General features: G+C 48.4%; 16 protein-coding genes. 10 read left to right on the top strand and 6 right to left on the bottom strand.

All coding sequences use genetic code 11. The features are described 5' to 3' along the window. Nucleotides 1-6 precede the first annotated feature (6 nt). The 6 genes from HMPREF9431_RS03945 (at nucleotide 7) to HMPREF9431_RS12205 (ending at nucleotide 2,110) form a co-directional block, all read left to right on the top strand. Complete coding sequence (locus HMPREF9431_RS03945; RefSeq protein WP_004379838.1) at nucleotides 7-585, top strand: GNAT family N-acetyltransferase; 579 nt, start codon at nucleotides 7-9, stop codon at nucleotides 583-585. 226 nt (nucleotides 586-811) lie between these two features. Next, nucleotides 812-967, top strand: a complete 156-nt coding sequence (locus tag HMPREF9431_RS12795) for a hypothetical protein (protein WP_155812931.1) — start codon at nucleotides 812-814, stop codon at nucleotides 965-967. Nucleotides 968-1,147: 180 nt separating this feature from the next. Next, on the top strand, nucleotides 1,148-1,303 hold the full coding sequence (locus HMPREF9431_RS12790) for a hypothetical protein (RefSeq protein WP_155812930.1): 156 nt from the start codon (nucleotides 1,148-1,150) through the stop codon (nucleotides 1,301-1,303). A gap of 256 nt (nucleotides 1,304-1,559) precedes the next feature. After that, a complete protein-coding gene (locus HMPREF9431_RS13175; RefSeq protein ID WP_196794554.1) occupies nucleotides 1,560-1,805 on the top strand; it encodes a hypothetical protein in 246 nt (81 codons plus the stop codon). Beyond that, the gene (locus tag HMPREF9431_RS13625) at nucleotides 1,802-1,930 is read left to right on the top strand and encodes a hypothetical protein (RefSeq protein ID WP_262502397.1); all 129 of its coding nucleotides are present in this window, start codon (nucleotides 1,802-1,804) and stop codon (nucleotides 1,928-1,930) included. The genes HMPREF9431_RS13175 and HMPREF9431_RS13625 overlap by 4 nt, the downstream gene beginning before the upstream one ends. A gap of 18 nt (nucleotides 1,931-1,948) precedes the next feature. Continuing rightward, nucleotides 1,949-2,110, top strand: coding sequence for a hypothetical protein (locus tag HMPREF9431_RS12205; RefSeq protein WP_196794553.1), 162 nt, complete (start codon nucleotides 1,949-1,951; stop codon nucleotides 2,108-2,110). Here the strand turns inward: HMPREF9431_RS12205 and mutY are convergent. Further along, the gene (mutY, locus tag HMPREF9431_RS03940) at nucleotides 2,107-3,111 is read right to left on the bottom strand and encodes an A/G-specific adenine glycosylase (protein WP_004379836.1); all 1,005 of its coding nucleotides are present in this window, start codon (nucleotides 3,109-3,111) and stop codon (nucleotides 2,107-2,109) included. The two genes, HMPREF9431_RS12205 and mutY, sit on opposite strands and share 4 nt — an antisense overlap. Before the next feature lie 92 nt (nucleotides 3,112-3,203). On the opposite strand from mutY, the gene HMPREF9431_RS03935 reads away from it, so the two are divergent. Next, nucleotides 3,204-5,399: a helix-turn-helix domain-containing protein gene (locus tag HMPREF9431_RS03935; RefSeq protein ID WP_004379835.1), complete on the top strand. Its 2,196-nt coding sequence runs from the start codon at nucleotides 3,204-3,206 to the stop codon at nucleotides 5,397-5,399. An 11-nt stretch (nucleotides 5,400-5,410) separates the two neighbouring features. Then, the gene (locus HMPREF9431_RS03930) at nucleotides 5,411-5,812 is read left to right on the top strand and encodes a hypothetical protein (protein ID WP_004379834.1); all 402 of its coding nucleotides are present in this window, start codon (nucleotides 5,411-5,413) and stop codon (nucleotides 5,810-5,812) included. Here HMPREF9431_RS03930 and dacB read toward each other — a convergent pair. The 3 genes from dacB to HMPREF9431_RS03915 all read right to left on the bottom strand — a co-directional run bounded on the left by dacB (nucleotide 5,805) and on the right by HMPREF9431_RS03915 (nucleotide 9,329). Beyond that, nucleotides 5,805-7,067: a D-alanyl-D-alanine carboxypeptidase/D-alanyl-D-alanine endopeptidase gene (dacB, locus tag HMPREF9431_RS03925; RefSeq protein ID WP_004379832.1), complete on the bottom strand. Its 1,263-nt coding sequence runs from the start codon at nucleotides 7,065-7,067 to the stop codon at nucleotides 5,805-5,807. The two genes, HMPREF9431_RS03930 and dacB, sit on opposite strands and share 8 nt — an antisense overlap. Continuing rightward, nucleotides 7,064-7,453 (bottom strand): PH domain-containing protein, encoded by a 390-nt coding sequence (locus HMPREF9431_RS03920; RefSeq protein ID WP_004379827.1) that lies wholly within the window; start codon nucleotides 7,451-7,453, stop codon nucleotides 7,064-7,066. Before HMPREF9431_RS03920 ends, dacB begins: the two co-directional genes overlap by 4 nt. Nucleotides 7,454-7,535: 82 nt before the next feature. Next, nucleotides 7,536-9,329, bottom strand: coding sequence for an aminopeptidase P family protein (locus tag HMPREF9431_RS03915; protein ID WP_004379826.1), 1,794 nt, complete (start codon nucleotides 9,327-9,329; stop codon nucleotides 7,536-7,538). Between the two features lie 159 nt (nucleotides 9,330-9,488). Here HMPREF9431_RS03915 and HMPREF9431_RS03910 point away from each other — a divergent pair, with 159 nt between their 5' ends. Then, nucleotides 9,489-10,481 carry a malate dehydrogenase gene (locus HMPREF9431_RS03910; protein ID WP_004379825.1) on the top strand — a complete coding sequence of 331 codons (993 nt, stop codon included), beginning with the start codon at nucleotides 9,489-9,491 and terminating at the stop codon, nucleotides 10,479-10,481. A gap of 198 nt (nucleotides 10,482-10,679) precedes the next feature. Here the strand turns inward: HMPREF9431_RS03910 and HMPREF9431_RS03905 are convergent, their stop codons facing one another. Next, nucleotides 10,680-11,708, bottom strand: coding sequence for a threonine aldolase family protein (locus tag HMPREF9431_RS03905; protein WP_004379824.1), 1,029 nt, complete (start codon nucleotides 11,706-11,708; stop codon nucleotides 10,680-10,682). Between the two features lie 364 nt (nucleotides 11,709-12,072). On the opposite strand from HMPREF9431_RS03905, the gene HMPREF9431_RS03900 reads away from it, so the two are divergent. Continuing rightward, nucleotides 12,073-12,672: a hypothetical protein gene (locus HMPREF9431_RS03900; protein WP_155812929.1), complete on the top strand. Its 600-nt coding sequence runs from the start codon at nucleotides 12,073-12,075 to the stop codon at nucleotides 12,670-12,672. An 860-nt stretch (nucleotides 12,673-13,532) separates the two neighbouring features. Here HMPREF9431_RS03900 and murQ read toward each other — a convergent pair. Beyond that, complete coding sequence (gene murQ / locus HMPREF9431_RS03895; RefSeq protein ID WP_004379822.1) at nucleotides 13,533-14,357, bottom strand: N-acetylmuramic acid 6-phosphate etherase; 825 nt, start codon at nucleotides 14,355-14,357, stop codon at nucleotides 13,533-13,535. Nucleotides 14,358-14,360: the final 3 nt, after the last annotated feature.

The following is a 14,360-nucleotide window of genomic DNA, read 5'->3' as shown; positions in this document are numbered from 1 at the left end:
TCTCCTATGCAACAAAATCAAATTACGATTGCCAGTGCACAGCCCTCGCAGGCAGCCGTCATTGCACAACTCATCATGCAAGCCATGACCGACGAATGCTGTCTGTCGTTCGTTGGCTCGGGCCAGACGCTCGACGATTTCCGCCAGCTCATGCACACATTGGTCGCCCTTCCCGACACGCAATATTCGTTTCGCAACACCTGGGTGGCGCTGCATCGGCAAACGGTCGTGGGGTGCTGCGTGGCCTACGAGGGCAGTCGGCTCCACAGCCTGCGCCAAGCCTTTATCGATGGCGCCCGGCGAGCTTTTGGGCGCGACCATTCCTGCATGCCCGACGAGACGCAGGCAGGCGAATTCTATGTGGATAGCTTGGCCGTGCTGCCCGCCTATCAAGGTCGCGGCATCGCCACACAGCTGCTGCAGACCGTGCAACGCAAAGCGTGCGCGTTGCAATTACCCGTGGGCTTGTTGGTCGACACGGGCAACCCTGCGGCCGAGCGGCTCTATCGTCGCCTCGGTTTCCGCCACGTTGGCGAGGCAGCCTGGGGCGGTCACGCCATGAAACACATGCAATGGCGCGGCTGAAAAGCATCACACCATGGCAAACACAGCATTGCCGCATGATGCCGCATGATGGACAATGCGCGCGTGCATGATTTATATATATAATAAGGTGGAGGGGGATGTAGACGCCACGTCGACCTATTATATAAGGTGGTGATGGCAGATGGAAACGCCTCTTTTGCGGATAGGGACGCGCCATTTGCAGATGGAAACGCCTCTTTTGCGGGTGAGGATGTGCCCTTTGCGGATGGAAACGCCGCTGCGCGGACGTTCGGGCGGGCACACAGGCGCCGCCCCTACCATTTCTCGTATGGTTCGTGTCATAAGATTGTCGGAAGAACCTATGCCGGTGGGCAAAAACAAGGAAGATTGCGTGGTAGAAGGGTTTGATGGAGGTTGGTAGGGGCGGTGCCTGTGTGCCCGCCCGTGTCGCCCCATGAGGGCGCATTCATTGGCAAATGCACAAACATGTTTTGGTGTGAGCATGCATCGTTTATGAATGGAAACGCTGTTTTTGCGGATGTGGATGTGTCTTTTGCGGATAGAAATGCCTTCTTTGCGGATAGGGACGCGCCATTTGCGGATGGAAACGCCGCTGCGCGGACGTTCGGGCGGGCACACAGGCGCCGCCCCTACCATTTCTCATGTGGTTCGTATCATAAGATTGCCAGAGAATAGTTTGCCGACGGCCAAAAACGAGGAAGGTTGCGTGGCAGAGGGGTTTGATGGAGGTTGGTAGGGGCGGTGCCTGTGTGCCCGACCGCGTCGCCCTGCAAGGGCGCATCCATCGATAGCAGGTGTGCATCATGCGCAATGCACAAATATTTTTACGCATGGAAACGGCTCCTTTGCAGGTGGGGACGTGCCCTTTGCGGATGGAAACGCCGCTGCGCGGACGTTCGGGCGGGCACACAGGCACCGCCCCTACCATTTCTCCTATGGCTCCGTGCCCCAAGGTTGCCGGCGAATAGTTCGCCGATGGACAAACATAAGAAATGTATGCCGGCGAGGTGCTCGCCGATGGACAAAACGAGAAAAGGTTGCCGGCGAGGTGCTCGCCGATGGACAAAACGAGAGAAGGTTGCCGGCGAGGTGCTCGCCGACGGACTAAAATGAGAGAAGGTTGCCGGCGAGGTGCTCGCCGACGGACTAAAACGAGAAAAGGTTGCCGGCGAGGTGCTCGCCGATGGACAAAACGAGAAAAGGTTGCCGGCGAGGTGCTCGCCGATGGACTAAAATGAAAAAAGGTTGCCGGCGAGGTGCTCGCCGATGGACTAAAACGAGAGAAGGTTGCCGGCGAGGTGCTCGCCGATGGACAAAACGAGAAAAGGTTGCCGGCGAGGTGCTCGCCGACGGACTAAAATGAAAAAAGGTTGCCGGCGAGGTGCTCGCCGATGGACTAAAACGAGAGAAGGTTGCCGGCGAGGTGCTCGCCGACGGACTAAAACGAGAGAAGGTTGCCGGCGAGGTGCTCGCCGACGGACAAAACGAGAAATGTATGCCGGCGAGGTGCTCGCCGATGATGTTTCTGTTTGTTAGGGACTAAGCCAAGCAGTCGAGGAGCATTTCCATGAGGCGGGGAATGGCGTAGTGGTCGATGTCGGCTTCGTCAATCCAAATGAAATCAGTGGGGAGGGAGGGGCGCTCATGGCATTCAAGCTGATAGAAGTTGGCGTGGATGACGCGATGTGTGAGCACGTGTTTTACATTCGATTTCAGCAGCGTGGCTTGTTGGCGAAGTGAGGCGGAGAGGTGGTCGGCCTCGGGAACTGTCCACAGACCTTGCCAAATGTCGCCGGCAGCGCGCTTGTGGAGTGCTATCCGACCATGATAATGCACATAAAAGCAATCCATTTGGCGCTGTTTCACTTTGAGCGTGCGCAATTTCACGGGCAACCGGTCGATGCGGTCTTCGCGAAAGGCCGCGCAGGTCTCTTGCAGTGGGCAGGCGGAGCAGGAGGGTGCTTTGGGTGTGCACACCGTGGCTCCGAAATCCATGATGGCTTGGTTATAGGCCGAAGCCTGACGGGGCGGCAGATAGTGCTGTGCCATCGTGGCAAACAGTTGCTTGCCTTGAGGGGTGTTGATGGGCTGGCTGAGGCCGAAATAGCGGGCGAAAACACGATAGAAGTTGCCGTCGACGGCAGCATGGGGTTGATGAAAGGCCATGCTGGCGATGGCCGCCGCCGTATAGTCGCCCACGCCTTTCAGCCTGCGCAGGTCGGCATAGTTATTGGGGAATGTGCCTTGTTGAACGATTTGTTGGGCGGCATGATGCAAGTTCCGCGCACGCGAATAATAGCCTAAGCCCTGCCACGCGCGCAGCACCTCGTCTTCGCTGGCGTGGGCGAGGTCGTTCACTGTGGGCCAACGCTGCATGAAGCGCTGCCAATAGGCTGTCCCTTGTGCGATGCGTGTTTGTTGCAAGATGATTTCGCTCAGCCAAATGGCGTAGGGGTCTTGGGTGTGTCGCCAAGGCAAATCGCGGGCATTCTGTGCAAACCATGTTAATAAAGTGGGGGTGAAAATGTTGTTACTCTGCTCCATACCGCTGCAAAGTTAACGATTTCTGAAATAAAACCTTTAACTTTGTAGAGCTTTATCAAGGCATTTTGTTTCATCTTTAAAGCAGCACAAGCGTGGAAAAGGAAAATAAGGAATTGAACTATGCGTGGGATTTTGTGGAACACACGGGCACGAGTGTCTTTCTCACGGGCAAGGCCGGTACGGGCAAAACCACCTTCTTGCGGCAGTTTGTAGCTGAGACACAGAAGCGTTTTGTCATTGTGGCGCCAACGGGCGTAGCGGCTGTCAACGCGCGCGGAGTGACCATCCATTCGTTCTTTCAGTTGCCGTTCTCGCCTTATGTGCCCCACATGACCTACAAGGAGAAATTTGCATTTTCGGCCATCAAACGCAACATCCTCAAGACGCTCGACCTGCTTATCATTGATGAAATCAGTATGGTGCGCAGCGATTTGTTAGATGCCATTGATGCCGTGCTGCGAAGGTTTCGAAATCCGTTGCAACCTTTTGGTGGCGTGCAGTTGCTGATGATAGGCGACTTGCAGCAGCTCACGCCCGTGGTGACCGACGAAGACGCCATGCTGCTGAATCGGCATTACGCCACGCCCTACTTCTTCGATAGCCATGCTTTGGCTAAGGTTTCTTATGTGACGATTGAGTTGAAGAAGGTTTATCGGCAGCAAAACGAAATCTTCCTGCGAATTTTGAATCATGTGCGTAATGGCGAGACCACAGCTGATGATCTTGCGGCATTGAACGCACGCTATCAGCCCGACTTTGTTCCGCCGAAGGAAGCGGGCTATATTCGGTTGACGACGCACAATGTCATGGCCGACCATTATAATGAGCAACAGTTGGCGGCCATAGAAGAACCCGCATTTTGCTTTGCAGCCGAGATAAGGGGCACGTTCCCGGAGTATAGTTATCCCACGAGCGAGCACTTGGTGTTGAAGAAAGGTGCGCAAGTGATGTTTGTGCGCAACGACGCTTCTCCGGCTCATCAATATTATAATGGGCGCATTGGTCGGGTGAAGGCGATTGATGATGATTGCATCATGGTGCATTGCGAGGGCGACGAATTCGATATTTCGGTGGAACGGCAAGTGTGGGAGAACACGCGGTATGTGATTAATGAGAAAACCAAGGAGATTGAACCCGAGGTGCAAGGTGCTTTTACGCAATATCCGCTGCGCTTGGCTTGGGCCATCACCATTCATAAGAGTCAGGGACTCACTTTCGAACATGCCATTATTGATGTGGGCGCTTCGTTTGCTTCGGGACAGGTTTATGTGGCGCTCAGTCGCTGCAAGACGCTCGAAGGGCTGGTATTGGCTTCGCCCTTGCACGCCCATGCCATCATGAATGACCATCGGGTGGATGCTTATATCGAACAGCAAGAGCATGCGGCCGAAGAAAGCATTGTGAAGTTGCCTTATCTGAAGCAAGATTATTATCGGCAGCAGCTGTTGGAGCTATTTAATTTCCGTGATATCATGCAGGCCGAGGAAGCGCTCAATCGGGCGGCTATCGAATGGTTGCATGCCTATCCAAAACTGCAAATGCTGCACAAAGCCACGTTGCAAAGCATGCAAACGCAGGTGGCTGATGTGGCTGCGAAGTGGCTGAAATTTATCGCGCAACAGTCTTTCGAAGCCTTGCAAGACGAGGCGTTTATAGAGCGCATGCAGAAAAGTGTCGGCTACTTCGTCGCGCAGCTCAATACTTATTTGCGTCCGCTTTTGGCACAGACGAAAGAGGCAAAAGTGGGAAATAAGCAGGGGGTGGAGCGTTTGCAGACGACTTATGCCGAACTGCGTGTGGCTTACCTAAGCAAATATTATTTGTTGACGGCTATTCTCAAAGCCGGATTCCAGGTGGAAAGCTATTTAAAGTTGCGTCAAAAGTGTTTCTTGGAGGCGATTGACGAGGTGGAATCCTCTCCCGAGCCAACCAAGAGGCGGCGGCAACGCACGACTGAAAAGCCGAAAGCGGAGAAGCCCGCAAAAGTGAATACGCGCGAAATAACGCGACAGTTGTTTGAGGAAGGAAAGACCATTGGCGATATTGCCGTGGAGCGCAGCCTTACGGTTTCGACCATTGAGGGCCATCTAGCTCGTTATGTGGCGCAGGGTGAGTTGTCGGCAGTTGCAATCATCGGGCAGGAACGTTACGATTGTGTCAATCCTGTTATTGAACGTTTGGGCACATCGACGGAGCGCAAGGTGCTCAAAGAGCATTGTCCCGAGCACATCACCTATGGCGATATTCTTATTGTGCTGGCCGAGAAAGAGTTTCGCGCAAAGAAATGAATTGAACAGATATGAAAAGATTATTAATAGGTTTTACCGGATTTCTCTTGCTGATGTGCTCAGCAGTGTCGTGTCGCTTTGTAAAAGAGGAACCGTTGGGCGATACGGTTGCGGCACAAGTGTTTGAACCGGTTGTTGCCGCGAAAAAGAAAGTCGTTCCATGCGATTCTGGGGTCGCCGTCGCACATGATAGTGCCGATATTTTCTATGTGGGCGATGGCAGCACAAAGCATCTTTTGCAATTAGTGTCCTATCCGTCTCGGCGCGACACGCTGTTGTTGGGGAAAGCTGTGCATCTGCGTGTGCGTGGCAATGCCGACTTTGGGCATGTCATTCGCGTGGGCTTCTTCCATCTGACTACGGGCGATTCCATCGTGAAAACCATTGATGAAATTCCCCAGAACATCAATTAGGGGCGCAGAGAATGGTGCACACGCGGTTCTGGAAGTTTTTGGCGTTGCGTGCATGCATCACACCTTGATTAATGATGGCGAAAGAGAGCCAATGTCCATTGGCCGCCTTGCAATAGCCTGCCAAACTGCTAATGCCCGTTAGTGTGCCGGTCTTTGCCCTTACGTTGTTGCGCGTAAAGGTGCTGCGCATGCGTTTCTTCAGTGTGCCGTCGACACCAGCAATGGGTAAGGCTTGATAGAGGTGGTGGAAAATGTTCTCGTTTTGATAGGCGTAGCGCAGCAGCTTCACTTCGGCTTCGGCCGACAGATAGTTATAGAGCGAGAGTCCCGAGCCATCGGCCAATCTATAGTTCGCCGGGTTAAGCCCCACCTTGCGCAAGAGCACTCTTTCTGCTTCGCGTGCATGCTTGGCTGTGGCGGGGCGACTTCCTGTAGCTGCCGCTAATTGATAGTACATGGACTCGGCGTAGAGATTGTTGCTATCTTTGAGCATGCGCATGAGAATTTGGTCCATCGTGTGGAAACGATTCACAATACAATAGGAATCGTTTGGTTTTGTTTTCTCGTCAATAGGTGCATCGACAACAATGTTAGCTGCCATGAGTGCATTGAGAAAACGACTCATAAACGTGTCTTTACCACTAATTAGTAAAGGCGAGAGCACTGGATTTTTATCGTCCCAGCACCAGCCCTCACCAAAGTCTTTCGCTTCTTTCATGCTTTTGTCTGCGTAGAGGTGCCCCTCAATGGTGTCGATGCCCATTTTCTGAATGGCCTCGACAAAAGCATGCAAATCGTCGGTGTTGAACCGTGGGTCGAACCCTCCCACACAATAAATGTCGCCCGTTAACTTTCGATTCTCAATCTTCCCAGTGTAGCACAACTCTGTTTTAAACTGGTAGTCACCTCCCAAATGGTCGATGGCTGTAATGGCTGTAAGTAGTTTCATGGTGCTGGCAGGGCGCATGAGTTGGCGCTCATTGTAAGCAAAGAGTGCACTGTCGGCCGTGAGGTCGTAAACCATCAGTCCCACCTGCGAGGTTTGTAACATGTCACTTTGCATGAGCTGTTGCAACTGATGCTGCACACTTTCGGGCCAAGGGCGCACGATAGAGTCGGGGACGAGCATGTTGAGCAGTGCCGAGTCGGCGTGCTGAATGATGTCGTCTTCTTCAATCGAATCGTTGTCTACCTGAGCAAAGGTAGGGATGTGGGCAAAAAGAAAGAGTAGAAGGAGATAGGTTATGCGTTTCATTGTCGCTTCTTTAATTCTTGGATAAACCCTTCCACATCATCGGGCTGCACGCTTTGCAGATGGTGGGTGCCATAATGTAGCAGCAGATAACGGCTAAGACCGAAGGCTGTGCGCATAGGTGTTATTCTCACGATGTCCGAAACACGGATGATGCGGCTGCGTGAAAGGCGACCATGGGTTATGATAAGTTCCTCTACACCTGAGCTGTTTTGCGCAAAGACGTAAGTTGTATGGAGCGCACGGTCTGTGGCGAGCACCGCAACGAGTGTCGCTATGAGTCCAAAGAGAGGCTGCCGTGTCCAGAAATAATAGACTGCCAGCAACACAAACAGCACCAATGCAGCTTTAGCTACAGGTGTAATATGAGGGTGGAATATACGTTTCACTTGAACGCTTCTTTTTATTGCGCCTGCAAAATTACGGAAAATTCATCAGGCAAGACCGATGTGCAGTACTATTTTTAAAAATTTAGCAAACCGAAATGGGCGCTGTTGCTTTGGCTAACCATTCTTGTTCATCATCGTTGAGAGTAGGAGAGAGGGCTTTGTAAACGTGTTGATGATAATCATTGATCCATTGCAGTTCCTCGTTGGTGAGTAATTGTGTGCAAATGGGGCGCGGGTCAATGGGGCATAATGTGAGGGGTTTGAGGCAAAGGAATGTGCCGAAAGGCGTTTGGCTGTGTTGTTCGATGAGCATCGTGTTCTCAATGCGCACACCAAAGGCATTTTCTACATAGATACCTGGCTCGTTCGTGATGGTCATACCTGCTTCTAAAGGTGTGGCATTATATTCCATTCGCACTTGCTGTGGTCCTTCATGTACGGAGAGGTAGGCCCCTACGCCGTGCCCTGTGCCGTGAAGGAAATTGTAGCCTGCACGCCAAAGTGGTTCGCGTGCTAAAGCATCAATTTGCGTACCGCAGGCGTATTGAGGGAATACAGCAAGTGCAAGTTGAATATGGGCCTTTAATACGAGGGTGTAAATACGTGTCTGCTCGTCGGAGATAGGGCCAAGGGCGATGGTGCGAGTGATGTCGGTCGTCCCATCTTGATATTGCGCACCGCTGTCAATCAGCACAAATCCATGGGGCATTATGCGCGCGTTGCTTGTGGCTGTAGGCGTGTAGTGCACGATGGCTCCATGCGCTTCGTAGGCTACGACCGAGTCAAATGAGATATCTTTAAACAGCGGTTGTGCTGCACGTAGCTCGTGAAGCTTTTGGCTGAGTGAAAGTTCTGTGAGTGCTTCTCGGGCAACATTTTCGTCGACCCATTTCAAAAACTTCACCATCGCCACACCATCTTTGCGCATCGCTTCGTGAAAGCCGGCTATTTCGGCCGCATTTTTAATCGCTTTCATTCGTGGAATAGGGGAGGAACGAAAAACAATTTGTGCCACATTCGGCTTGGCGCAAGCAACAAGATAACTATTGGTTTCGTGTGGGTCGAGTAGCAGGTTATAGGCGAAATAATCTTTCTTGAGATAGCTTGCAATAGCATCATAAGGTTTCACAGCGATATGTTCGCTCTCAAGGTAGGCACGTACTTCAGGACTTAGTTTCGAATCCGCCACAAAGAGTGTGGTCTTTTCATTTTCGAGTAGCAAGTAAGCTACAAAAACAGGGGTACAGTGCACATCTGTTCCGCGGAGATTCAACGTCCAAGCAATGTCGTCTAAGGTCGAGATGAGCATGCCGTCGCAATGCAGCTCTGCTAACTTCTCTCGTATTCGTTGCAGTTTTGAGGCCGTAGTCTCACCCGCATATTGTAGAGGTTGACACACGATGGGAGCATTAGGCAGTGCAGGACGGTCTTTCCAAATGCGCTGCAGTGGGTCGAAATTCACGCGCAGGGTCATGCCGCCAGCCGCACGTAAATCGGCTATGAGCTGCTCGGTGTCAGCATAACTCCACACCGTTCCGTCAATACCAATTTCACTTCCCGGCTGACATTGTGTGGCTATCCATGCCGTCATCGTTGGCGTTTCGGGCTGACGTAGACGCATAAGCTGAATGCCTGTGCCTGCTAATTGTTTTTCCGCAGCAATGAAATAACGCGAATCTGTCCAAAGTGCTGCAGCATTTTGCGTCACTACAATGGTGCCTGCAGAGCCCGTGAAACCTGAGATCCATTGCCGCCCTTTCCAAAAATCGGCCACATATTCACTTTGGTGCGCATCGGTGCTGGGAAAGATAAATGCACCGAGATGTTCTTGTTGCATCACTTCGCGCAATGCCTGTAATCGTTCTGCTATTGTCATAACCCTATTCTATTTTGCTAATTCTACTTTGCAAAGGTATGGCTTTTAAGAATTAACAACAAATAAACCCATAAGAAACAACATCAATCATCATTTTTTTATTAACTTTGCGACAAGCAAAAGGATAAAATTTTATCTCAATAAATATCAAATTAAATTATGAATTATTTATCAAACGACAAACTTGTCATCGTAGGAGCTGGTGGAATGATTGGCTCAAACATGGTACAGAGTGCTTTAATGCTCGGTCTTACACCTAACATTTGTCTTTATGACATCTTCGAACCAGGTGTGCATGGCGTGTATGATGAAATGGCACAATGCGCATTCCCAGGTGCTAAGCTCAGTTATACAACTGACCCTGAGAAAGCTTTCACGGGTGCTAAGTACATTATTTCTTCAGGTGGTGCGCCTCGTAAGGAGGGTATGACACGTGAAGACCTGCTGAAGGGCAACTGCAAGATTGCGGCTGAGTTTGGCGATAATATTAAAAAATATTGTCCTAATGTAGAGCATGTAGTCGTAATCTTCAATCCTGCTGATGTAACAGCCTTAACAACTTTGATTCATTCAGGTTTGAAACCCAACCAACTCACCTCGTTAGCTGCTTTGGATTCAACCCGTTTGCAGCAGGCTTTAGCCGAAGAGTTTGGTGTACAGCAAGACAAAGTAACTGGTGCACACACCTATGGTGGGCATGGCGAGCAGATGGCTGTGTTCGCTTCTCAAGTGAAAGTCGATGGCAAGCCGTTGAGTGATATGAATCTTTCTGCTGAGCGTTGGGAAGAAATCAAGCACCACACAGTGCAAGGAGGTTCGAACATTATCAAACTTCGTGGTCGCAGCTCATTCCAGAGTCCTGCTTACAACGCAGTAAAAATGATTGAAGCAGCAATGGGCGGTAAGGAATTCACATTGCCAGCAGGTTGCTATGTAAATAACGATAAGTTAGGCTTCAAGAATGTTATGATGGCTATGCCAACTACAATTGATAAGACTGGCGTTCATTTTGTTGCACCAACAGGTACAGAAGAAGAGATGGCAGGCTTGCAAAAGTCTTATGAGCATCTTTGCAAAATGCGCGATGAAATCGTAGAATTGGGCATCGTTCCTGCTGTTGATCAGTGGAAAGCAATGAATCCTAACCTCTAATTGCTGCGCGAATATACGCAAAGTGTGCAATTAGATGGCACATATAATGAGAAGAGAACTGCGACATAAAGCTGCAGTTCTCTTCTCTTTTGTCTTCGATGATGATACGACCTTGGGATAACTCTACTATGAAAATCGTTATAGCGCTTTGATTCTTTAACACAGGCCCATGTAAAGATAATCCCACGAAGTTGATGTTTAACCTAATAATCTATCCAATTCTGCCAGCTCTTCTTCTGTCGTTGCCCACGAAGTAACAAACCGACAGATTGTGTGATGCTCATCATATTTTCCCCAATGGGTGAAAATCACTTCTTTTGCAAGGCGATTTACCTCATCATTCGGCAGGATAATGAACTGCTGATTGGTTGGGGAATCAATATAAAACTCATATCCTTTACGCTTAAAAAGCTGTTTCATGCGCTCTGCCATCTTGTTGGCATGACGCGAAACAGTGAAGTAAAGGTCGTCAGTAAAGAGTGCTTCAAACTGACAACCAATCAGTCTACTTTTCGCCATGAGCGCTCCGTGCTGCTTAACAATATTGAAAAAGTGCTCGTGAGCATTGTTATGTGTGAAGACAACTGCCTCTCCACAGAGCGCTCCCTCCTTTGTTCCACCAATATAAAAGACGTCACAATGGCGTGAAAGGTAAGGAAGCGTGATGTCACTCGTAGGAGCTGTCAGCCCGTAACCAAGTCGGGCACCATCAACATAGAGTACTATATGATATTTTTGACAGACCTGATAGATATCATTCAAGTCCTTCGCGCTGTAAAGCGTGCCATACTCTGTTGGCATAGTGATGTAAACCATACCTGGATAGACGGAGTGTGCAGCATTATCATCATGCAGAAAATCATCCATGAACTCGTCTAATGTCTTTGCTTCCATCTTCCCTTCCTTACCAGGAAGCGTGATAACCTTATGCCCCGTGAACTCTATTGCACCAGCCTCATGCGTTGCAATGTGACCACTATCCACTGCTATCACTCCTTCATAAGTATGCAGAATAGAGTCAATGACTGTAGCATTGGTCTGCGTACCACCTACAAGGAACCATATTTGTGCATCAGGATTCTCACAAGCAACCTTGATTTTCTCTTTGGCAGCATCGCTATATTCATCATACCCATACGAAAGAGTCTTTGTCTTGTTTGTATCTATGAGCCGTTTCAGCACTAATGGATGGGCACCATTGTTGTAGTCGCTTTCAAATGATATCATATTTTTTCTCATCTTAGGTTGCGAAATTAGAGAAAATCTCCTAAACCTCAAAACGAAACAGCAAATATTTTCTTTCTCCTATACCTTATTCCCAACTTTCTAAAGAGTAAAGATTATATTGTCCTTTTGTATAAAGAAAGTGGTTATGTGATAATATCACTCAAATAATACTGGTATTCTCACTCCAAACAATACTATTCATATCACAGCGATGATATATGAATCAGAATCTTGAGGTCTTTACTTTGTTGTGTTAATATCGTTTAATTACAACGAAAATTATAATAGTGTTAACTTTAAATAGGTATCTTTGTAAATAGAAACGTCGGGACATCACCCTGATAGTTATATAATGGATGTATGTGTGGCAACAATTATAAAAAGTTTTTTTAAGTCGGTGCTTATAGCACTGTTAGCAGTTCCGGCGGTATCACAAGCTCAGTCATCCTATACTCCCGGTAACGGATGTCTGAATGTTGTCAGCCTGACAAGCGGTTTTGGACTTTGCGATTACGAAATCCAGTGTAGCTCCCTCAACTATATGCACGAGAAGTTCCTGAATGAGAACCTAACAATAGGTGCTGGTGTTGGATATAGCTATCACAAGCAATATCGCCTATCAACGATACCCGTTTATGTGAGTACACATTTTTTTCTATTTGACAAGAGGTGTTCACCTTTTATTAATCTGCGTTTAGGTAGCTTCGGGATGATTCGTAAGAAAAGCACAGACACAAACTTGAAATATTCGTTAGCTGACGAGCAATCGGATTTCAATTTGTTCTTTTCTATCGGTGCAGGCTTTAAGTATCATATCACTCCAAGGATAGCCCTCATGGCTTCGGTAAGTGATGATTTCTATCTACTGAAAGCATACGATACACGCAAAAATGACTATAGAAATAAGCTGTTGGGTAATCTTTGCCTTGGTATAGCAATATGCTTCCAGATTGACAATTGGTAATAAACCAATCGGAAGTAGAATGCTATAGGTGGGTTGCCATTAAAGAAATCCGTACCGAGTTACAGAATCCTAACAATCAACTAACGGGGTGGTTTGAAATCGTTATAAAATCGAATATTTAGATAATTACATGGTATGAAAAGAAGTTTGTTAATGACATTTCTACAGAGCCATTATTTGTGTATCCCCACTAAATTCCTACTGAGACCTTACACATCCAATATTTTTCTTTCTCCTATACCTTATTCCCAACAAATATCATTCGTAATATTTCACTTGCCGGTTGGCGCTTTCATTAATAATGCTCGCAGTAGGACTGCAAGCGTCAAACCATAAAAAAATAACGCTCGCAGCGTTACTGCAAGCGCCAAAACATAAAAAATAATGCTCGCAGCGTTACTGCAAGCGTCAAAACATAAAAAATAATGCTCGCAACGTTACTGCAAGCGTCAAAACATAAAAAATAATGCTCGCAGCGTTACTGCAAGCGTCAAACCATAAAAAATAATGCTCGCAGCGTTACTGCAAGCATTAAACCTTAAGAAATGTTACTTGCAGCGTTACTGCAAGCACTAAATCTTAAGGAGTGTTGCTTGCAGCATTACTGCAAGCGTTAAATCTTAAGGGATGTTACTTGCAGCGTTACTGCAAGCACTAAATCTTAAGGAATGTTACTTGCAGCGTTACTGCAAGCAATAAAACCTTTTTAATAGAACAAAAAGAGCTGGGCGAAAGGCTGAGGGCTGAGCGAATAGGTGTTTTGTAAATCATTGATTCCAACTATAGCATTGCAAAATAATAGCGGGATGACCAACTTTTTAGAAAACGTTCTTGTCTCAAGCTCGTTTAAGAATAAAACGCTATGCCTGATTTTCGTGGCGCACTTGCTCCATCGCTTTTTTCACTGAGCCATACATGAGAAGCAATCGTTTTGCATGGTCGTAGTCAAGGCCTAATTCATCAACGAGCATACGTGTGCCTCTGTCGATGAGTTTTTTGTTGGTCAGTTGCATGTTCACCATTCGATTGCCTTTCACACGTCCCAACTTAATCATGATACTGGTGGAAATCATGTTGAGAATGAGTTTTTGTCCGGTTCCCGATTTCATGCGCGAACTACCCGTAACAAACTCGGGACCGACAATCATTTCGATAGGAATATCACACGCTTCGGCCATGGGCGAGTCGGGGTTGCTGGTGATACAGCCCGTGAGCATACCATGTTGACGAGCCTGTTTCAATGCTCCTACGACATAGGGCGTGGTGCCCGACGCTGCGATACCTACCACTGTGTCGAGCTTTCCAATGTGGAAGGCCTCTAATTCCTCCCATCCACGATATTCATCGTCTTCTGCATTTTCAACTGCATTGCGCAAAGCGGTGTCTCCACCTGCAATCAAACCAATAATATGGGTGGGCGGAACACCAAAAGTTGGAGGTATTTCTGAAGCATCAAGCACACCTAAACGGCCGCTTGTTCCTGCACCCATATAAAAGAGTCGTCCACCTTTTTGCATTCTCGGAACCACGGCTTCTACTAATTTTTCTATCTGGGGAATGGCCTTTTCCACCGCCAACGCAACCTTTTGATCCTCTTGGTTGATGTCAACCAACAACTCATGAATGCTCTTTTCCTCTAAATGGTCGTAGAGAGAGGGTTGTTCTGATATTTTAACGAATGCCATATC

This window comes from Segatella oulorum F0390 (assembly GCF_000224615.1).
GTDB lineage: Bacteria > Bacteroidota > Bacteroidia > Bacteroidales > Bacteroidaceae > Prevotella > Prevotella oulorum.
The sequence above is the reverse complement of the archived record's forward strand: the minus strand, read 5'-3'. Positions and strand labels throughout refer to the sequence as shown.